The organism is Adlercreutzia sp., assembly GCF_056795635.1.
The window spans coordinates 1-19,596 of the sequence record NZ_JBQIIT010000032.1 but is presented as its reverse complement, the minus strand read 5'-3'; the positions used below and the strand labels follow the sequence as shown (position 1 = coordinate 19,596).

18 protein-coding genes and 2 pseudogenes are annotated in these 19,596 nt (G+C 66.5%); 14 read left to right on the top strand and 6 right to left on the bottom strand.

Features of this window, described 5'->3' with window-relative positions:
* Positions 1–202: DegV family protein (locus tag ACTOXK_RS11330; RefSeq protein WP_482279938.1), on the bottom strand; the 202-nt coding region annotated here is incomplete at its 3' end.
* Positions 203–583: 381 nt separating this feature from the next.
* Between ACTOXK_RS11330 and ACTOXK_RS11325 the strand changes: the two genes are divergently transcribed.
* The 9 genes and pseudogenes from ACTOXK_RS11325 (at position 584) to dxs (ending at position 10,265) form a co-directional block, all read left to right on the top strand.
* Positions 584–1,213 carry a cytochrome c3 family protein gene (locus tag ACTOXK_RS11325; protein WP_482276614.1) on the top strand — a complete coding sequence of 210 codons (630 nt, stop codon included), beginning with the start codon at positions 584–586 and terminating at the stop codon, positions 1,211–1,213.
* Positions 1,203–2,765, top strand: a pseudogene (locus tag ACTOXK_RS11320) (FAD-binding protein); the annotation flags it as partial. The gene ACTOXK_RS11325 and the pseudogene ACTOXK_RS11320, both read left to right, overlap by 11 nt.
* A gap of 7 nt (positions 2,766–2,772) precedes the next feature.
* Entirely contained in the window at positions 2,773–3,564 is a 792-nt protein-coding gene (locus ACTOXK_RS11315) for a response regulator transcription factor (protein ID WP_482279428.1), read from the top strand.
* Between the two features lie 219 nt (positions 3,565–3,783).
* Positions 3,784–5,655 (top strand): acetyl-CoA carboxylase biotin carboxyl carrier protein, encoded by a 1,872-nt coding sequence (gene accB, locus ACTOXK_RS11310; protein ID WP_482276615.1) that lies wholly within the window; start codon positions 3,784–3,786, stop codon positions 5,653–5,655.
* Between the two features lie 11 nt (positions 5,656–5,666).
* Entirely contained in the window at positions 5,667–7,019 is a 1,353-nt protein-coding gene (gene accC / locus ACTOXK_RS11305) for an acetyl-CoA carboxylase biotin carboxylase subunit (RefSeq protein WP_482276616.1), read from the top strand.
* Positions 7,016–7,366 carry an Asp23/Gls24 family envelope stress response protein gene (locus ACTOXK_RS11300; RefSeq protein ID WP_151430526.1) on the top strand — a complete coding sequence of 117 codons (351 nt, stop codon included), beginning with the start codon at positions 7,016–7,018 and terminating at the stop codon, positions 7,364–7,366. Before accC ends, ACTOXK_RS11300 begins: the two co-directional genes overlap by 4 nt.
* 13 nt (positions 7,367–7,379) lie before the next feature.
* Entirely contained in the window at positions 7,380–8,045 is a 666-nt protein-coding gene (gene nusB, locus ACTOXK_RS11295; RefSeq protein ID WP_482276618.1) for a transcription antitermination factor NusB, read from the top strand.
* A gap of 4 nt (positions 8,046–8,049) precedes the next feature.
* Positions 8,050–8,376, top strand: coding sequence for an exodeoxyribonuclease VII small subunit (locus ACTOXK_RS11290; protein ID WP_482276619.1), 327 nt, complete (start codon positions 8,050–8,052; stop codon positions 8,374–8,376).
* A gap of 11 nt (positions 8,377–8,387) precedes the next feature.
* The gene (dxs, locus tag ACTOXK_RS11285) at positions 8,388–10,265 is read left to right on the top strand and encodes a 1-deoxy-D-xylulose-5-phosphate synthase (RefSeq protein WP_482276620.1); all 1,878 of its coding nucleotides are present in this window, start codon (positions 8,388–8,390) and stop codon (positions 10,263–10,265) included.
* Positions 10,266–10,341: 76 nt separating this feature from the next.
* Here dxs and ACTOXK_RS11280 read toward each other — a convergent pair whose 3' ends face one another.
* Positions 10,342–11,007 carry a GNAT family N-acetyltransferase gene (locus ACTOXK_RS11280; RefSeq protein WP_482276621.1) on the bottom strand — a complete coding sequence of 222 codons (666 nt, stop codon included), beginning with the start codon at positions 11,005–11,007 and terminating at the stop codon, positions 10,342–10,344.
* 436 nt (positions 11,008–11,443) lie between these two features.
* On the opposite strand from ACTOXK_RS11280, the gene ACTOXK_RS11275 reads away from it, so the two are divergent.
* From ACTOXK_RS11275 to ACTOXK_RS11265, 3 genes are read left to right on the top strand one after another with little or no spacing between them, the layout of a single operon-like run.
* Complete coding sequence (locus ACTOXK_RS11275) at positions 11,444–12,769, top strand: ammonium transporter (protein ID WP_482276622.1); 1,326 nt, start codon at positions 11,444–11,446, stop codon at positions 12,767–12,769.
* Between the two features lie 45 nt (positions 12,770–12,814).
* Positions 12,815–13,153 carry a P-II family nitrogen regulator gene (locus ACTOXK_RS11270; protein ID WP_482276623.1) on the top strand — a complete coding sequence of 113 codons (339 nt, stop codon included), beginning with the start codon at positions 12,815–12,817 and terminating at the stop codon, positions 13,151–13,153.
* A 16-nt stretch (positions 13,154–13,169) separates the two neighbouring features.
* A complete protein-coding gene (locus tag ACTOXK_RS11265) occupies positions 13,170–13,463 on the top strand; it encodes a TIGR03905 family TSCPD domain-containing protein (RefSeq protein ID WP_482276748.1) in 294 nt (97 codons plus the stop codon).
* Between the two features lie 135 nt (positions 13,464–13,598).
* Here ACTOXK_RS11265 and ACTOXK_RS11260 read toward each other — a convergent pair whose 3' ends face one another.
* From ACTOXK_RS11260 to ACTOXK_RS11245, 4 genes are all read right to left on the bottom strand, one after another.
* A complete protein-coding gene (locus ACTOXK_RS11260; RefSeq protein ID WP_482276624.1) occupies positions 13,599–13,868 on the bottom strand; it encodes a type II toxin-antitoxin system RelE/ParE family toxin in 270 nt (89 codons plus the stop codon).
* Positions 13,868–14,164 carry a hypothetical protein gene (locus tag ACTOXK_RS11255; RefSeq protein WP_482276625.1) on the bottom strand — a complete coding sequence of 99 codons (297 nt, stop codon included), beginning with the start codon at positions 14,162–14,164 and terminating at the stop codon, positions 13,868–13,870. Before ACTOXK_RS11255 ends, ACTOXK_RS11260 begins: the two co-directional genes overlap by 1 nt.
* A 99-nt stretch (positions 14,165–14,263) precedes the next feature.
* Positions 14,264–15,310, bottom strand: a complete 1,047-nt coding sequence (locus ACTOXK_RS11250) for an inorganic phosphate transporter (protein WP_482276626.1) — start codon at positions 15,308–15,310, stop codon at positions 14,264–14,266.
* Positions 15,311–15,439: 129 nt separating this feature from the next.
* A complete protein-coding gene (locus ACTOXK_RS11245; protein WP_482276627.1) occupies positions 15,440–17,008 on the bottom strand; it encodes a helix-turn-helix transcriptional regulator in 1,569 nt (522 codons plus the stop codon).
* A gap of 289 nt (positions 17,009–17,297) precedes the next feature.
* On the opposite strand from ACTOXK_RS11245, the gene ACTOXK_RS11240 reads away from it, so the two are divergent.
* Together ACTOXK_RS11240 and ACTOXK_RS11235 are read left to right on the top strand one after the other, a co-directional pair.
* Positions 17,298–19,037: an FAD-binding protein gene (locus ACTOXK_RS11240; protein ID WP_482276628.1), complete on the top strand. Its 1,740-nt coding sequence runs from the start codon at positions 17,298–17,300 to the stop codon at positions 19,035–19,037.
* A 437-nt stretch (positions 19,038–19,474) separates the two neighbouring features.
* Positions 19,475–19,596: pseudogene (locus ACTOXK_RS11235) on the top strand (30S ribosomal protein S1); the annotation flags it as partial.

The following is a 19,596-nucleotide window of genomic DNA, read 5'->3' as shown; positions in this document are numbered from 1 at the left end:
CCATGGGGGGAATCTGGCTCGTGCGCGGCAGCTCGTCGCTCTCGATGAGGCGCTCGAAGAACTCGGTGCGGCTGATGTCGACGCCCTCGGCGAACTCCTCGGTGCCGAAGGTGATGGTCATGGGGATGATGGTGATGCCATGGGCGGCGGCGTAGTCCTCTTCCATGTCTGCCGACGAGTCCACGATGATGCGAATGGCCATGGTGCCTCCCGAATCGAAGTCGTTTTCCCCGTATTCTAATGGCGGGTGCTCGCGCTCGCCCGGCAATCCTCCAAATGGCGAGTAATTGTTCATAATTAAGCTACGGCTTCTTCCGTTGACAGCGGGCCGCGAAAGTGGCCGCTGGGAACTCTTGCCGCCTTCAGCGGCGCTGCATCTGGTGGGCGAGGAGGGCGCGGGGTCGGAGGGCGATTTGGAAACAATCGGGGAAGCGGAGTGTTTCGGGTGATTCGTTGCAGGGGGAGTTCCTTCGTCACCAGGCTAAACGCGAAGTTTACCCCGCTGGGGTAATGGCTTTTCGCCTCCGTTGGGCGCACACTGGGTCTGCCGTTTCTATCAAAACAAGGAAGGGAGGAAGCGAGCATGAGCATCGACGAGGAAAAGGGGGTGCCCGGCCCGTCGGGGCATGGGGCCGCGCCCGCTCCCAAGAAGCGCTCCCGGCGCGGGTGGATCGCCGCCGGCGTGGTGGCGGCCGTCATCGTAGTGGCCGGTGCGGGGTTCTGGGTGTGGCACGAGCAGCCGAGTTTCTGCAACGCCATCTGTCACAGTCCTATGGACTACTATGTGGAAACCTACGACTCGGGTGATTCGCGCTACGGCGTGACGGCCCACGCCGAGGCCGGCGAGAACTGCCTGGCCTGCCACACCGCGGAGCTGACGACCCAGGTGTCTGAGGCGATGGCCTGGGTATCCGACAACTATCCCATGACCGAAGACGGCACTATGCTGGCTACCGGCAAGCAGTTCGCTGACGAGGAGTTCTGCGCGCGGCCCGAGTGCCACCACGCGGCCGGCATGAGCTTCGACGAGATCACCGCGAACCTGTGGGGATTTGCCGGCAACGACGAGAAGTACAACCCCCATGCGAGCCATCAGGACATGGCCCTGGAATGCGGCGACTGCCATAAGATTCACGAGAGCCAGGTGCTCGTGTGCAACGAGTGCCACGACCTGACGCTGCCCGAAGGATGGGAGGCCCCCAATGTCCAGTAACGTTTCCCGCCGCAGCTTCTTCAAAGGCGCGGGCCTGGCGGCCTTGGGCGGCCTGTCCGCCGCGGCGCTGTCCGGATGCGGCCATGGGTACGCGGCCGAAGCACCGGCCAACCCGAGTGCCGGAGACTTCGGCGGCCCCTCCTGGCTGGGCGCGCCGCCCGTCATCGAAGAGTCCGAGATCGCCGAGACCATTGATACCGAGGTGCTCGTCGTGGGTATGGGCACCGGCGGCATCCCGGCCATGATATCGGCAGCGGAAAACGGCGCGCGCGTGCTCGGCATTGACCGCCAGGGAGAGCCCCACAACGTCCGCGAGGACATCGGTGCCATCGACTCGCGTCTGCAGCAGGCCTCCTTCGACGAGTTCCCCGAGTTCCGCATCGAGAAGAAAGAGGCCGTCGAGGATATCGTCCGCTACGCCAACGGATTTGTGAGCTACGACCTCGTGAAGCTGTGGGCCGATGAGTCCGGCGCCATGGTAGATTGGCTCACCGACATCATCCAGCGCGACGGAAAGATGGTCATGGAGTTCGAGGGCGGCGTGGGCGACACCTCCGACCCGGGCCGCGACAAGGCCTTCGCCACGGGCCACAGCCCCCAGAAGACCAGTGCGGTGGCCGAGGACGAGGAGTGGGGCTTCGCCGAGTCCATCTTGGCCTATGCCGCCGAGCAGGGCGCCGAGACCCGCTGGTACACCGAGTTCGTCAAGTGCGAGACCGACGAGGCCGGCCGCGTGACCGGCGTCATCGCCCGCGATGTGCAAGGCGATCGCCGCTACGTGCGCATTAACGCGAGTCGCGGCGTCATTCTCTCCACCGGCGGCTACGGCAACAACCTGGAGATGATGGAGGACCGTCAGGCCTGGAATCAGAAGATTCGCATCGCGGCCCCCGGAAGCGGCGGCAACCCCACCGGCTCCGGCATCAAGGCGGCCCTGTGGCTCGGCGCCACCATGGATCCGCTCGGCGCCGCCTGCACCTTCAACCGCGCCTGCGTGCGCCCCGACCAGTACGCCGGCGACGGCGTGCTCGGCCGCTGGTTCTGGTTCGGCGAGCAGCCCTTCCTGAAGCTGAGCTTGAAGGGCGAGCGCTTCTGCAACGAGAGCGGCCCCTACGACTACATGCTGCACTCCACCATCATGCAGCCGCACCAGACCTACGTGGACATCTGGGACGCGAACCACGCCGCGCAGGCCGAGGCCATGGACGAGGTGGGCTGCTGCCGCCTGTTCCCCTTCCCCAACGGGGCGAAGAACAACATCCCCATGGCCGTGGTGGACGGCATGATCGAGAAGCTCATCGAGGACGGCTACGTGCAAAAGGCCGACACCATGGAGGAGCTGGCCGAGAAGCTGAACCTGCCCGTGGAGACCACTGTGGCCTCGTGGAAGCACTACAACGAGATGGCTGCGGCAGGCGAGGACACCGACTACTACAAGGAGAAGCACCGCCTTATGGCCATCGATACGCCGCCCTTCTACGGCGTGCGCACCGGCGCGTGGTTCCTGGCGACGCTCGACGGCGTGACCATCGACACGAACATGCACCCGTGCAACGAGGATGGCGACCCCATCGAGGGCCTGTACCTCACCGGCAACGACTCCGGCGGCAGCCGTAGCACTCTATGTCGTCTTCTCGCGGCGGCGTTTTCCCGCCGATGGCCTGGTGCAGCTGTCGGCTCTTGTGGTGATGGCCGGATTCCTTCTGGCTGCCCAACCTCTGCTCGTCGTCGATGGGAGGGCGGCCGACGTAGCGCTTCTGAACGCGGGCAACGGGCTGTTCGTCATGGCTGCCCAGATGGCGCTCATCACCATCGCCGCCCGCAACCCCTTGGGCGCCATTACAACGGTGGCCTGGGGCAACGGTATCTCGTCTCTGGGCTCGCTCTCGGGCGCCGCTGCCGGCATGCTGGTCAATGGCGCCGCAGCGAGCACTCCGGTCTTGGGAGTGGCCATCCCCGCCGTGCTGCTGCTGGTTTTCGCCGCCTACGTGACCATCGGCCTGAAGCGCTTCACCTTCGCCGGGGTCATCGACGGCATCGATCCGGTGCCCGTGGGAGCGTCGGCGGCCTCGGGAGATGGAGTCGGGACCGGACCGGCGACGACCCCGATGCCCGCGGCCCGGACGGCCGAGGAGGCCTTTGCCGCCCGCTGCGCGACCATCGCCGAGGAGTTCTCCCTCACGCCGCGCGAGGCCGAAGTGTTCGCCATGCTCGCCCGCGGCCGCGACCGCGCCTATATCGAGGAGGCGCTCGTGGTGTCGCGCAACACCGTGAAGGCCCACGTGAAGCACGTCTACGCGAAGCTCGGCATCCACTCCCACCAAGAGCTGCTCGATCTCGTGGAGCGCTAGCCCTCGAAGGCCGCCGCCCTGCCCCTTGCTGGGGAAGAGCCGCCATGGGGGAGGGCGCGCAGCGATGACGCGCTGTTCCATGCGGTCGTCGTGGGGCCCCTCCCGCCGCTTCGTTGATGTTTCTTGTCGGCAAATCAGGCGCTGCCCCTCAGGACCGTGGTAGGCTTCCCTTATAATTCAGCCCTTGATCTTTGACTAACTATAAGGAGGTGTGAGTTCATGCCACGGCTTCAGATCATGGATACGACCATCCGCGACGGTCAGCAGAGCCTGTGGGCCACCCGCATGCAGATCGGCGACATGTTGCCGATCCTGCCGAAGATGGACCGCGTCGGCTATTGGGCCATCGAGGCGTGGGGCGGGGCGACGTTCGATTCCTGCCTGCGCTTTCTGGACGAGAACCCTTGGGAGCGCCTGCGCGCCATCAAGGACAAGACGCCCAACACCCCCCTCGCTATGCTGTCGCGCGGCCAGAACCTGGTGGGCTACAAGCATTACTCGCGCGAGATCGTCAATCGCTTCATCGGCGCCGCCCATCGCAACGGCATCGAGGTCTTCCGCGTGTTCGACGCGCTGAACGACATCCGCAACGTGGTGGACAACGCCGAGGCCATCAAGGAGCACGGCGGCCTGTTCGAGGGCGCCATCTCCTACACCATCTCGCCGGTGCACACGCTGGACTCGTTCCTCGAGTACGGCCAGCAGCTGAAGGACCTGGGCGCCGACACCATCGCCATCAAGGACATGGCCGGCATGCTCACCCCCTACCGCGCCGAGCGCATGGTGAAGGCCTTCAACGAGGAAATCGGCCTGCCGGTGCACATCCACTGCCACTACGTCGGCGGCATGGCCCCGGCCAACATCCTGAAGGCCGCCGAGGCCGGCGTGGCCGTGGCCGACACCGCCCATGCGCCGCTCGCCTTCGGCAACTCGCACCCGGCCGTGGAGATGATTGTGGCCGCCCTCAAGGAGAGCCGCTACGACACCGACCTGGACCTCGACCTGTTGTTCGAGATCTCCGAGTACTGGGAGGAGATGCGCAAGCGCGGCCACTATAAGCGCGGCGTGTCCTCGCTCATCCACATGCAGGTGTACTCCCATCAGGTGCCCGGCGGCATGATGAGCAACCTCATCAGCCAGCTGGAGGTGCAGAAGGCCGTCGACCGCCTGCCCGAGGTCATGGCGGAGATTCCGAAGGTCCGCGCCGAGGTGGGCTATCCGCCGCTCGTGACCCCCATGTCCCAGATCGTGGGCACCCAGGCCGTGTTCAACGTGCTCACCGGCAAGCGCTGGAGCGTCATCTCCAAGGAGATGAAGGACTACGTCTGCGGCTACTACGGTAAGGCCCCGGGCCATATGGACAAGGAGATCGTGGCGAAGGTGGCCGGCGATACCGAGATCCTGGATCCGGCCGTCGCCCCCGGCACGCTCGTGACCACCACCTACGACGAGGTGGCCAACGAGATCGGGGATTTGGCCCACAGCGAGGAGGACGTGCTCATGTACGCCCTGTTCCCCAACGAGGCCCGCACCTACCTTTCCAAGCACCGAGTATCCGAGAAGGTCGACTTCATGCTGGAGCAGGAATCCAGCGGCACCAAGGAGGATGATTACGTGGACATCAATCAGATTCGCGAGCTGGTTCGCGTTGCCGAGGAGAGCGGCGTCGGCGAGATCGTCGTCGAGGAGGAGGGCGTCCGCATCGCCGTGCGCATGCCCGGCCAGGGCGCGCCCGTAGCGGCCCCCGCGCCGGCTGCTCCCGTGGCCCAGGCGGCCCCGGCTGCCCCCGCGGCCGCCGCGCCGGCCGAGGAGGCCCCCACGCGTCCGGCCACCTGGAAGCCGGTCGTCGCCCCCATGGTGGGCACCTACTACGAGGCCCCGGCCCCCGGTGAGCCGCCCTTCGTGAAGGTGGGCGACGAGGTGGCCGCCGGCGAGACGTTGTGCATCGTGGAGGCCATGAAGCTCATGAACGAGATCGCGGCCGAGGAGATGGGCACCGTGCGCGAGGTCTGCCTGTCCGACGCCACGCCCGTGGAGTACGGTACCGTGCTCTTCTACGTGGAGCCCCACGATCCCACCCCGGGCGTGTAGGAGACCCTGCCATGTTCGAGAAAATTCTCGTCGCGAACCGCGGCGAAGTGGCCCTGCGCATCATGCGCGCCGCCCGCGAGCTGGGCGTGAAGACCGTGGCCGTGTACTCCACCGAGGACGCGAACACCTACCCGGTGCAGTACGCCGACGAGGCCGTGTGCATCGGCCCTGCCCAGTCGGCCAAGAGCTACCTGGTCATGGCCTCCATCATCGCGGCGGCCAAGAACACCGGCGCCGAGGCCATTCACCCCGGCTACGGCTTTTTGGCCGAGAACGCCGACTTCGCCCGCGCCTGCGCCGACAACGACATCGTGTTCATCGGCCCGGCCGCCGAGTGCATCGAGCGCATGGGCGACAAGTCCAGCGCCCGGGAGACCATGAAGGGCTGCGGCGTGCCCACGGTGCCCGGTTCCGACGGCTGCCTGGATACCGTGGAGGAGGCCGCCGCCTTCGCCGAGCAGGTGGGCTATCCGGTGCTCATCAAGGCCACGGCCGGCGGTGGCGGCAAGGGCATGCGCGAGGTGCACGACCCGGCTGACCTGGCAGCCCAGTACAAGGCCGCCCGCACCGAGGCCGGCGCCGCCTTCGGCAACGACGGCGTGTACCTGGAGAAGCTCGTGCTGCGCCCCCGCCACGTGGAGGTGCAGGTGCTCGCCGACGACCACGGCAACGCCGTGGCCTTGTGCGAGCGCGACTGCTCCATCCAGCGCCGCCACCAGAAGCTCCTGGAAGAGGCCCCCTCGCCGGCACTTACCGACGAGCTGCGGCGCGCCATGGGGGTGGCGGCCCTGAAGGCCGTCCGCGCCGTGGACTACAAGAACGCCGGCACCATCGAGTTTCTGCTCGACGAGCGCGGCGAGTTCTACTTCATGGAGATGAACACCCGCGTGCAGGTGGAGCACCCCGTGACCGAGGAGGTCACCGGCACCGACATCATCAAGGAGCAGCTGCGCATCGCCGCCGGCGAGCCCATGAGCTGCGCCCCCCGGGCGCCGTTCACCCCGGCCGGCCACGCCATCGAGCTGCGCATCAACGCCGAGGACCCGGCCCACGGCTTCCGCCCCTGCCCGGGCACCGTCACGCGCTTCGAGCCCCCGGCGGGTCCCGGCGTGCGCGTGGAAACCTATTTACGAACTGGTTCTAAAATCTCTCCGCACTACGATTCCCTCGTCGCAAAGGTTATCGTACATGGACAGGATCGCGAAGAAGCCGTGGCCCGCGCCCGCCGTGCCCTGGACGAGTTCGTCATCGAGGGCATCGCCACCACCATCCCGTTCCACCAGCGCGTGCTGGACAACGAGGTGTTCCTGGCCGGCGACGCCACCACGGACTTCATCGAAACCCAGATGGGAGATGTGCTATGACCAATGAAATGAACGTCGAGGGACTGTCGATCGCCCCGGGCGTCATGGAGACCATTATCTCCGTGGCCGCCAGCGAGGTGGACGGCGTGGCCTCGCTCGGCAACTTCGCCACGAGCGGCATCCGCTCCATGCTGGCGAGCAAGCCCTCTACCTCCGGCATCGAGACGAAGATGACCGAGGACGGCAAGCTCTACGTGGCCGTGCACGTGGAGGTGTACTACGGGCACGTGCTGCCCGAGCTGGCGGCCGCCCTGCGCTCCGCCGTTGCCGAGTCGCTGGCCACCCAGGCCGGCGTCGAGGTGTCGGCCGTGGACGTGTACATCGACGGCATCCAGTTCCAGTCCTAGGCGGCGCGCTCCTATGGCTTTGAGAAAACACGAGAGGACCCGCGACCGCGCCTGCGCGGTGCAGGTCCTCTATACGAGCGAGCTGAAGGGGGAGTCCCCCTCCAAGCTGCTGGACGAGGGGCTCTGCCTGGTGGCCACCGAGCAGGCCCCGGCCACCGAGGAGGAGGCGGCCACGGAATTCGGCCGCATCTGCGAGGGCTCCCTGAGCGATTACGCCCTGGCGCTCATCCGCGGCGTCGAGGGCTGCCAAGCCGAGATCGACGAACGACTCGAGGGGGCGTCCGAGAACTGGACGCTGTCCCGCATGCCCATCGTGGACCGCTCCATCCTGCGCCTGGCCACCTATGAGATGTACCACTGCGACGACGTGCCGGTCTCGGTCTCCATCAACGAGGCCGTGGAGCTGGCCAAGGGCTTCGGCGGCGAGGACGATTCCCCTCGCTTCGTCAACGGCGTGCTCGGCCGCATCGCCCGCTCCATGGGCGACGAGGCCGCTTGCGCAGCCGACGGCGCGGCGGAGGCGCCAGTTGCCGAGGAGGCCCCCGGGGTTGACGGCGCCGTGCCGGCGTGCGGCGACGAGCCGGCCGCCGAGGGCGCCATGGCTGCCGGCGACGCCCTGATGGCCGATGCCGTGCGGGGCGCCTCGGGCGCCGCGGCCTGCGTGCAGGCGGGGGTGTAGCCCCATGGATGCCGCGCAGCCGTCGGGCTTCGGCCAGGTGCACGAGCGCCTGACCCAGATCGTGGACGAGGTGTCCGCCGAGGACATCTCCCTCGACGACGCCCTCAAACTCTACGAGGAGGCCGTGAAGCTGGGCCTGTCCGCCTGCGATCTGTCCGAGCAGGATATCGAGGCGCACCTCGCTGCCGAGGGCGACGGAGCTGAAGGTGCCGAGGTTGCCGACGGGGCCGCCGCTTCCGACGGGGATGGGGCCGATGCCGCCGACGGCGAGGCCGCCGAGGCCGCCGAGAGCGCCTCCGAAATCGCCGCGGACGAGAGCGCCGCCGTATAGAGGAGAGTGCCATGGACGTGCCGCGCATACTCGATGCCATCAGTTCCCCCGACGACCTCAAGGTCCTCACCAACGAGGAGCTGGCCATCCTGGCCGCCGAGATCCGCCAGGAGATCGTCGCCACCACCTCGGTGACCGGGGGCCATGTGGCCTCGTCTTTGGGCGCGGTGGACATCATCGTGGCCCTAGAGAGCCTGCTGACCATGCCCCGGGACCGCGTGGTCTTCGACGTGGGCCACCAGGCCTATGCCCATAAGCTGCTCACGGGACGCCGCGAGGCGTTCAAGACCCTGCGCTGCTACGGGGGCATCTCCGGCTTCACCAAGCCCACGGAGAGCCCCTACGACGTGCACTTCTCCGGCCACGCCTCCGACTCGCTCTCCATCGCCACGGGCCTGGCCAAGGCCCGCCAGCTCAAGGGCACGGGCGAGAAGGTGGTGGCCCTCATCGGCGATGCCTCGCTGTCGGGCGGCATGGCCTTCGAGGCTCTGAACTACATGGGCAACGAGCAGCTGCCCCTCGTCATCATCCTGAACGACAACGAGATGTCCATCTCGCGCAATGTGGGTGCCCTCATGAAGCATCTGGGGAACATCCGTGCCAACGGCCACTACCGCGAGGCCCGCGAGGGGCTTCAGGAGGCCATGGAATCCGGCGGCCCGGTGGCCCGCAGTCTGCTGAGCCTCGGCAAGAAGATGAAGGAATCCTTCAAGCAGATGGTGATTCCCGACACCATGATCTTCGAGGCCCTGGGCATCGTGTGCACCCATCCCGTGGACGGCCACAACATCGCCGAGTTGCGCAGCATCCTGTCGCTCGTGCTGGAGATGGACGGCCCGGCCCTCGTGCACGTGGTCACCCGTAAGGGAGAGGGCTACGAGCCGGCCCGCCGCGACCCGGAGCGCTTCCATGGCACCGGCCCCTACGATATCGCCTCTGGTGAGGCGGTGAAGAAGGCCGCGGTCGCCCCCACCTACACCGAGGTGTTCGGCCGGGCGATCAGCGCCGAGGCGGCCCGGGACGAGGATGTGGTGGCCATCACGGCGGCCATGGGGGGCGGTACCGGCCTCAAAGGCTTCGCCGCCGAGTTCCCCGAGCGTTTCGTCGATGTGGGCATTGCCGAGGAGCAGGCCGTGGGGCTGGCCGCAGGGCTCTCTTGCGGCGGGAAGAAGCCCGTGGTGGCCCTGTACTCCACCTTCATGCAGCGGGCCGTGGATCAGATGATCATCGACTGCGCCCTGCCGGCGGAAAACGTCGTGTTCGCCCTGGATCGCGCGGGGCTCGTAGGCGATGACGGCCCCACGCACCACGGCGTGTTCGATATGGTGTATATGCGCATGGTGCCGCATATGCGGGTGCTGGCGCCGTCGGATGAGGCCGAGCTGGTCCATGGGCTGCATACGGCCCTGGCGCTTCCCGGCCCTGTGTCGCTGCGCTACCCGCGTGGTGAGGCAGAGGGGGCGTGCCTGCCCGATGCGCCGCAGATGTTGGAAGTGGGGAAGTCCCGCACGGTGCGCGAGGGCGATGATGTGGCCCTGCTCGCCTTCGGGCGCATGGTGGGATGTGCCCGCGGCGCCGCCGAGCTTCTGGCCGCCGAGGGCATCGAGTGCCGTGTGGTGGACATGCGCTGGGTGAAGCCCCTGGACGAGGAGGCCATCGCGGCCGCGGCGGCAACGCAGCTGGTGGTCACCGTGGAGGAGGGCGTCATTGCCGGCGGTGCCGGTCAGGGCGTGCTGGAGGTGCTCGCGCGCCAGGGGGCCGCGGCGGCCGCCCTCACCCTCGGCATTCCCGACCAGTTCGTGGGCCAGGGCCCTGTGGGGCAGCTCTTCGCTGACTTGGGCCTCGACGCCCCCGGCATCGCCGCCTCCGTCCGCGCGGCCCTGAAGTAGCGGCTGCGAACTGGTTTTCCGCCATGAAAAAGGCCCGCGTCACCGCGGGCCTTTGAACGTTTCGGGGCCGGCGGGGCTAGCGCAGCTTCTTCTCCATGATGTAGTCGTCCATGATGAAGCCCTCGCCGATGTCGGTTTCCACGGACTCGATGGTCTCGAAGCCGAGCTTCTCATAGGCGCGGATGGCCATGGCGTTCTTCTTGTTCACGGTAAGATACAGGGCATCCAGGCCGCGCTTGCGGGCCAGATTCTCGTAGAGGCGATCGATGGCGGTAGCCAAGCCGCGGCCGCGGTGTTCCTTCAGCAGGTAGATCTTCGAGATGAAGTAGCGGTTCGTCTCGGGTTCGACGTGACCGCCGGTGTACCCGATGATGCGGGGCTTGGCGGCCTCGCGGGCGAAGCCCTCCGCCTCCCGGGCCAGCTCCCCGTCGCGCTCGGACTCCACGGCATCGTTGGCATCGGCCGGCGCGCTGCCGCCCTTATCGTGAATGTCGGCGCCGTGGGCTGCCTGATCGAGCTCGCGCGGTGTGGCGTTCTCGCGGTCCATGATGAAGAAGTACTCGTAGCCGTTGTCGGCGATGTCGGTGCGGAAGGCGTTCAGGCTCTGGAACTTCTCGACCATGTAGTCGGTCTGCTCTTGGCCGATGAGCGCCGGCCAGTACTCGTTCCAAATGTGATGGGCCATATGTGCGAGGGCCTCTACTTCCTCGTCACGCTCGACCTGGCGGAATGACACGCTCATGGGGTTTCCTTTCCGATTGGCGCCAATGGTGCGAGCACTTCTCGCGTTTTTGGACAAAAGGGCTTCGAGTGCGCTGTCTCGAAGGCTCCGTTGGCTGCTCGGGGTCGAAATAAGCGGTTTCCGATCCCTTTTCGGGGTCATTCGAGCCTGAAAAGGGACCGTTTTCTCCTTGCGGGAGCTCACTCGACGCATGTTTGTCCAGGATTGCGCAATGTGCTCGTCGATCGATCCCATTGTAGACATTTTTCGGGCCTTCGATGGCGGTGTCGCGAATTGTTTCCGCTCCGTGGCAAGGAAAGGTCGCCTGCGTTAACACTTCTTTGAGAGGGGGTTAACAATCATCGATGACCTTGGGGGTGTGCTTTCGCCGTGGAAGAATCGAAAGCGTTCCCGATGGGCGCGGGCGGCCCGCGCCGATGCAAGGAGGTCGATTCCTATGATTGATACCGGCTCGACCGGCTTCATGCTCGTGTGCGCCATGCTGGTGCTGCTCATGACGCCGGGTCTCGCGTTCTTCTATGGCGGGCTTTCGCGGCGCAAGAACGTGGTGAACACCATGGTGATGGTGTTCGCGGCCCTCGGCATCGCCGGGGTTGCGTGGGTGGTGTGCGGTTGGAGCTTTGCCTACGGCGGCGACGGATCGCTGCCCTTCTTCGGCGGCTTCGACCAGATCGGGTGCTTGAGCGTCGCGCGCGATATGGTCGCAGAGGCCGAAGGCGAGCCGACGGCGGCAGCGGTGCTGCTGAGCCAGGGAGCGCTTGCGGGCGATCCCGCCCTGGGGGCGGCCTATCCGGCCGTCACCGACATCGTGTTCCAAATGGCCTTTGCGATGATCACCTGCGCCATCATCACGGGTGCGGTGGCCGGGCGCATGAAGTTTGGGGCCGTATGCGCCTTTGTGGCCGCATGGGTCGTGGTGGTGTACGCGCCGCTCGCGCACATGGTGTGGGGCGGCGAGGGCTCGCTCATCGGCGAGATGATCGGCGCCCTGGACTTCGCCGGGGGCGATGTGGTGCATATCTCCTCGGGGCTCACCGGGCTTATTCTGTGCGTCATGCTCGGTCGTCGCAAGGGATTCGCCGTCATGTCCTACCGTCCCCACAACGTGCCCTTCGTGGCCCTGGGCGCGGCGCTTCTGTGGTTCGGCTGGTTCGGATTCAATGCCGGCAGCGCGTTCGCGGCCGATGGCGTAGCGGGACTTGCCTTGCTGAACACCGTGGCGGCCAGTGCGGCCGGTGTGCTGTCGTGGATGATTACCGAGCGTGTCACGGTGGGGAAGTGCACGCTGGTGGGTGCGGCCACGGGGCTCGTGGCGGGACTGGTGGCTATCACCCCGGCGGCCGGGTTCGTGGAGCCGTGGGCCGCGCTCGTTATGGGGCTTGTCGTGAGCCCGATTGTGTACGGGGCCATCTCCCAGGCCAAGCGCCGTCTCGGCTACGATGATGCCCTGGATGCGTTCGGTTGCCACTGTGTCGGCGGTATTGTGGGCGGCATCCTCACGGGCCTGTTCTGTGTGCCGGAGTTGTCCTGGACCGATCAGGGCGGCCTGCTGTACACGGGAGACTGGGGCCTGTTGGGCGCCCAGGTGCTGGGCATTCTGGTGACCATCGCGTTCGTGGTCGTTGCCGATGGAGTGCTCGCGCTCATTGTGCGGGCCTGCTTCGGCGGCAGCCTGCGGGTGAGCGCCGCCGATGAGGCCGCAGGTCTTGATGTGGCCGTTCACGGCGAGTCGGCCTATCCGGCGTACCTGGGCCTGGACTAGCGGCGTGGGACACACGACAGGCGACAAGTAAGGAGTTGAAGACCTATGAAGCGAGTAACGGCCATCGTGCGGCCCGAGAAGATGGAGGCGCTGAAGGACGTGCTGTTCGCGGCCGATGTGACGGGAATGACCATTTCCCAGGTGCACGGCTGCGGCGCCCAGCACGGCTGGAGCGAGTACGTGCGCGGCACCGAGGTGCTGCTGAACATGGTGCCCAAGGTGAAGTTCGAGATCGTCGTGGACGATGGGGAAGTGGACGCCCTCGTAGACGCTATCGTGGGCGCCGCTCGCACCGGGGAGGTGGGCGACGGGAAGATCTTCGTGACGCCGGTCGAAGAGGTGGTGCGCATTCGCACCGGCGAGCGGGGCCCGGCGGCGGTGTAGGGGCGCCCGTGCTACAATCTCTCGCGAGAAACGAGAGAAAGGAACCCCTATGCATACCTATATCCCCCGGGGCGTGTGCTCGCGCCAGATCGATGTGGCCGTGAGCGACGACACGGTGGAGAGCGTCCAGTTCACCGGCGGCTGCGACGGCAACTTGAAGGCTATCTCCAAGCTGGTAGCCGGTATGAAGGTGGACGAGGTGGCCGCGCTTCTGGAGGGCAACACCTGCGGACGGCGCTCCACCTCCTGCGCCGACCAGATGGTCCGCGCCCTGCGCGAGGCCCAGGCAAAAGCCGCTGAGCAGGTGTAAAGCGATCCCGAGGGTAGACCTGGCCGCTCGGCCGCGACAAGTTTCAGGGCCCGGATGAGATGTCCGGGCCCTTTTGCGCCGTGAAGCGGGCTTTGGGTTGGAGCTGCAAGAGGCTTTTCTTGCGGAGACGTGTTTTCACCAAGCCGCGCGCTGATGGATGAGGCCGAGCACGGTGACGCGATCGGCCTCATCCTCGTAGAACGTAACGATATCGAAAGGGCCGACGGGGATTTTGCGCACGCCTTCGCCAAATTTGTAAGCGAGGGCGGCCGCCACGTCGGTCGACCCCATGCTGGGTATCGTGGGCAGTATCTCGATCACCTTGAGGATGTCATCAAGAACCCTGCTCGACAGCACAATGGCCAGATCCTCTTCAAAGCCTTCGGAGATGCGCACTTCGGTCACTACAGTCCCCGTTTCTCGCGAACGCGGGCGACGAAGCCGTCGACATCGGTGGTGAAACGCCCCTCTTCGATATCGCGTTTGCCGCGCCGGAGGACGAATTCCATCTCCGCCTCGTAGCGGGCATCTTCGCGGGCTTGCTTGAGCTCACGGTCGAATATTTCCTCGGAGCAGAACACATAGGCTCCATTGCCGTTCTCGGTGATGTAGACGATTTGGCGATCGGCCACGTCCTTTACCTCGCGCTGGCGAGAGGCGAGGGCGGTAGATGAATAGATGGAACCTTTGGGGGCAACCATGGCACACCTCATTTCCTACGAGTTAACTGGTTTGATCATATCATTATTTCAGTAGGAAATTCTATAAGACATCATATTGACGATAAAAGAAGAGCATCCCTAGAACATCATGAACAGCTTGGCGAGGCCCCAGCCGATCAGCCCGCAGCAGGGGAAGGTGAGCAGCCACGCCGATACCATGCGCCGGGCCACGCCCCAGTTCACGCGCTTGAAGCTGCGCGCGGCGCCCACGCCCATGATGGAGGCGGTGGAACAGTGCGAGGTGGAGACGGGCATGCCGGTCATGGAGGCCACGAACAGGGTGATGACCGTGGACACCGAAGCGGCCACGCCCTGGTATTTCTCCATGGAGACCATGTCCATGGCCACTGACTTGATGATGCGCTTGCCGCCGAGCAGGGTGCCGATGGACATGGCCAGCGAGCAGATGACCATGAGCCACAGGGGGAAATCGGTGGCACCGCTCGTCTCCATATCGAAGGCGAGCGCGATGCCCAACAGCCCGATGGACATGAACTTCTGGCCGTCTTGGGCGCCGTGCAGAAACGACAGGGCGCAGGCGCAGATGTCCTGGAACATCACGCACACCTTGTTGGCCCGCCCCCGCGGGGCGTTGGAGAAGCATCGCTCGATGAGGCGCGTCGTGGCGATGCCCAGGAGAAAGCCGCCCACGAGCGAGAACACCATGCCGTAGATGACGAGCATCCACTCGGAGAGCACCACGCCGCCCAGCCCGTTCAGCGCGATGGCCCCGCCGGTGACGCCGGCGATGAGCGAATGGGACTTGCTGGCGGGAATGCCCCAGAACCAGCAGAACACGCCCCAGCCGATGGATCCTATCATGGCGGCGATGAGGGCGAGGAGCGCTTGGTGGGTGTTGCCGGAGAAGTCCACCATGTTGAACATGGTGTGGGCCACGGCGGTGGAGATATAGGTCATGCCCACGAGCCCCACGAAGTTGAAGACGGCCGCCAAGATGAGGGCCGCCGTCGGCGAGAGGCAGCGGGTGGAGACCGCCGAGGCGATGGCGTTGGGGGCGTCGGTGGCGCCCGAGATGACGGTCACGCCGATGACCAGGGCCAGAATACCGAGCAGGACGGGGTGATCCCCTGCCTGGGAGAGAAACATCGCGAGCGTCAATTCCATGACGAGAGCCTTATCTCGACGAAGCCGAACCGATGAAACGTGCCTTCCTATTCTAGCGCAACGGGGGAGCCCGGGGCCGAGATGATGCCGCCAGAGGCCGCCCCGCGCCGGGATCAGCGGTCGCGGCGCCTACGAGCCGTATTCCACGCGGTCGATGAGCTCTTGCTGGGAGTGGACGCCCAGCTTCGCGTAGATGTGCTTGATATGGCTCTTGACGGTGTTGCGCGACACCACGTAGTAGTCCATGAGGAACTGGCCGTTGCGGCCGCGGGCCAGGAGGGCGAATATCTCCACCTCGCGCTCGGTGAGGCCGCAGGTGGCCCCGATGGCGGCGCAGCGCTCCTCGATGCTGGGCTCGGGCGGCGCGGTCGGCGGCTCTGCCGCGGTACCGGACGGCCCGGCCGCCTCGTCCTCCAATGTCGCGGCTGCGGGCGTGCCGCCCTCGGGATCCGCCAGGGCGACGACGGCGTAGTCGGTTCCGCTGGCGCGCGGGCCCCGGGCCTGGCCGTCGCGGCCCACGGCCACGACGCCGCGGATGGCGTCGGTGAAGCTGAAGGAGCGAAAGCGCGTCCAGAGCAGCGCTACGAACAGGAACAGCACCCCCTCGGCAATGAGCGCCGCCATGGTGCCGTCCACGCCGATGAGCTCGTTGGTGGTGTGCCCCGCCACGGCGCCGAGATCGGTGCCGAAGGCGTTCAGCGAGCGAATGAGCGCGAAGGTGGGCAGCAGGGCGAGGGGATTGCGCGAGCCCACGGCTACCACGACGAGCCAGACGAGCATATCGAAGCAGCGCACGCCGATGCGCAGCAGGGCATTGGCCGAGGCGAGATCGGACAGGAACATGAAGGGAGTCACGATGAAGCCGCCGATGACCATGAGCACGCAGAAGGAGAACAGGGTGTCCTCCTTGTCGCGGCTGCGGGAGAATAAAAGCCATAGGGCCGCGCCGGCGATGACGATGACGCTCGTGCCGATGCTCGCCGGCGCCCGGTCCACCTCGCCGAAGGTGAGGCCGTAGCCGGTGGCGATGCTGAACAGCAGCGCACAGAGAAACAGGCCATTGCTGGGGCTCAAGAACGACTCGGGGTTGGCGACTTCCAGATCGATGGGGGCGTCTCCTGCGGCAATGCGGGCGAAGACGGGGGAGGCCAGGCGGTAGAGCCCCAGCATCACGACGGCGTAGCAGGCGAGGGTCTCGACGGCCCCGATATTGAAGGGGATGGGCGGGTGGGCCACGGCGGCCGCCTCCCCCATGGCGGTGCCGATGGCGATGGCCACGGTGGCCCTGCGCAGGGAGCGCAGCCCTAGGATGGCGCAGACGAGCGTGGTGGCCGCCCAGGCCGAGGCGACGCTCGCGCAGGCGAGCCCCGCGATGGTGGCCCAGGGCACCGCACCCGCGAGCCCGAATTCGAGGACGAGGGCGGCGGTGAGCGCGCAGCCGGCGGCTATGGTGGTCAGCTGTCGCTGGTCGATGAGGCGGGGCCTCAACGTCGCGGCGAGGAACAGCGCCAGGAAAGCCGCGGCGTTCACGAGGGTGGCGATCTCCCGGGCGATGCCGCAGTAGGTGGACACGTGGGCGTAGACGCTGGCGTTGAGCGCGTAGCCCGCCACGCCGAGCATCATGAAGCCCGCGACGCAGAGCGCCGTGGCTCCCGCCCCCTTCGCTCCGCTGTCTTCCGATGGCCTCAATGAGATCATGCCGCATCCTCCCTCGTCTCTTCGGGCCATTGTAGGCCCTGGCGCGCGGCCCTTCCAGGAGAAAGTTACACTGCTCCATTCTTTACCTGGGAAAACGCCTCAAAATCACCCCAGGAGGGGGAGCGCGGCGCCGTGGGGCGAAACACCCGCCGGGGGTGGTGATGGGCCGGGGCGGTGTCGCTAGGATGGCTCTTCGATGGGCAGCGCCTTACCGAGGGCCGCGGGAAACGCGGGCCGGGCGCTGCAAGGTCAAGCGCCCCGCGGGGCGCTCCCAACAGGAGGGAAATCCATGGAGCACATCACTGACATCTCCCGTCGCGGGTTCATCGGCAGCGTGGCCGGGGTCGGCGCCCTGGCGGCGCTCGGCCTGGCCGGCTGCGCCCCCAAGGCGGCCGCCGAGACCGAGGCCATGGCCGAGACCGGCGCCGCCGGCGAGGCGGCCCCCGCCGCGGCCGACTGGCTGGGCACCGCCCCGGATATCGCCGAGGGCGACATTGCGGCCACCAAGGACTGCGACCTGCTCATCGTGGGCGCGGGCAACGGCGGCATGGCCGCGGCCGCCTATGCGGCCGATGCCGGCGTGGACTTCATCCTCTGCGAGAAGGGCGAGACCGTGGGCGCCACGCGCCATTGGTTCGCGGCCCTGGGCACCCGCCCGTTCAAGGAACTGGGTGTGGAAGTGGACCGCCAGCGGCTCATGGGTGAGATCGTGCGCTACTCCCAGGGCAACTGCGACCAGCGCCTCATTCGCATGTGGATGGACGAGTCCAACGACATGTTCGAGTTCGTGGACGGCATCATGACCGCCTCGGGCGCCGTGGTCATCGCCGACGAGTTCGATATGCCCGGCGGCATGGGCGGCACGCCCTTCTACACCCCGCCCTTCGAACACCACTACGTGGACGAGAACGGCGGCCGCGAGTTCGACGAGCGTAACGTGCTGTTCGAGAAGCATATCAACGAGGCCGGCAGGGAAGTGACCTTCGGCCACGAGCTTGCCAAGCTCGTGCGCGAGGAGGACGGCCGGGTGACCGGTGCCATCTTCAACACGCCCGAGGGCTACGTGCAGGTGAACGCCGCCAAGGGCGTGCTGCTCACCACGGGCGGCTATGCGGCCAACCCCGCCATGCTGACGGCCCTGTCCCCGGTGACGACCCAGTCGGTCACGGCCCTCGGCTACAACCAGAACAACACTGGCGGCGGCATCAAGGCGGCGCTGTGGGCCGGCGCCGCCAAGGACCTCACCTCGGCCACGATGATCTTCGACCGCGGCCTGGTGGCCCCGGGCACGAAGGCCGGCTACACCGAGGAATCCGTCGAGGCCGGCGAGCCCCAGTTCCCCGGTAACGGCCAGTTCAACCCCGGCACCCAGCCCTTCCTGAAGGTGAACATGAACGGCGAGCGCTTCGCCAACGAGTCGGCCGACTACGATTACCTGCCCCATGCGGCGGCCCAGCTGCCCGGCGGCACCTACGTATCGGTGTGGGACGGCAACTTCGGCGAGGACGTGCAGCGTTTCCATACCCTGGGCTGCTCGGCCATGACCCGCAACATGGTGCAGATGTTCAAGGGGGAGGACGGTTCCTACGACCTGGACAAGTTCTTCGAGAAGGAGCTCGGGGACGGGCGCCTGCAGAAGGCCGACACCCTGGAGGAGCTCGCCGACAAGCTCGGCTTTGCCGCCGAGGCCAAGGAGAACTTCCTGGCCGCGTGCGAGCGCTACAACGAGCTGTTCGACGCCCAGGATGATCCGGACTTCGGCAAGGAGGCCTACCGCCTCTCCGCGCTGCGCACCCCGCCCTTCTTCGGTGCGACCCTCGGCGGCACGCTGCTCACCACCATCGACGGCATCCGCATCAACCACGAGTGCCAGGCGCTCGATGCCGAGGGCAACCCCATCGAGGGGCTCTACGCCGCCGGCGACTGCTCCGGCTCCGTGTTCTCCGGCTGCTATCCCGACCAGCTCCACGGCTTCGCCTGCGGTCGCACCATGACCGAGGCCATCCATGTGGTGAAGTTGCTGGCCTAAGCCGCTTCCCCTGCTTTTTCCGGGCGCCTGAAGGCGCCGCCATCCACCGCCCCGGCGCCCCTCCCTCCCTGCGCCGGGGCGGTGTCGTCGACCGCCCTTGCGTGAGACGCCCTTACCCGGTAGGGGTGTCCCCCTTCGGCTCCAGGGCAGTGTCGGGCTCGGGGAGGGCCGGCCCCACTTCGCGGCTCTCGGAATCTCTCGGGCGGCAAGCGTTTGGCGGCGGTGCGGAAAATGTCGGCACTCGGGGAAAATCCACAATGTTTTGCCCGTGCCCAGTGCTATACTGGGCGGGCTTGCCCAAACGGACAAGTGAAAGTAACTGCTGGCCCCCGAGACATGTTTGTTGCACCGCGATCCCTTGCTTGCGCAAGCGAACATGGTAAGTATCAACCATCATGACGAAGGGTCCCCGATTTAGTTTTTGAAAGGGGTCCGTTTTGACCGAAATCAAGAACACCTCCGTGATCGACTTCTCCGACATCTCCGACGAGCAGATGAACGAGATGATCGACGGCACGCTGACCGAGTTCGACGAGGGCGATCTCGTCGACGGCACCGT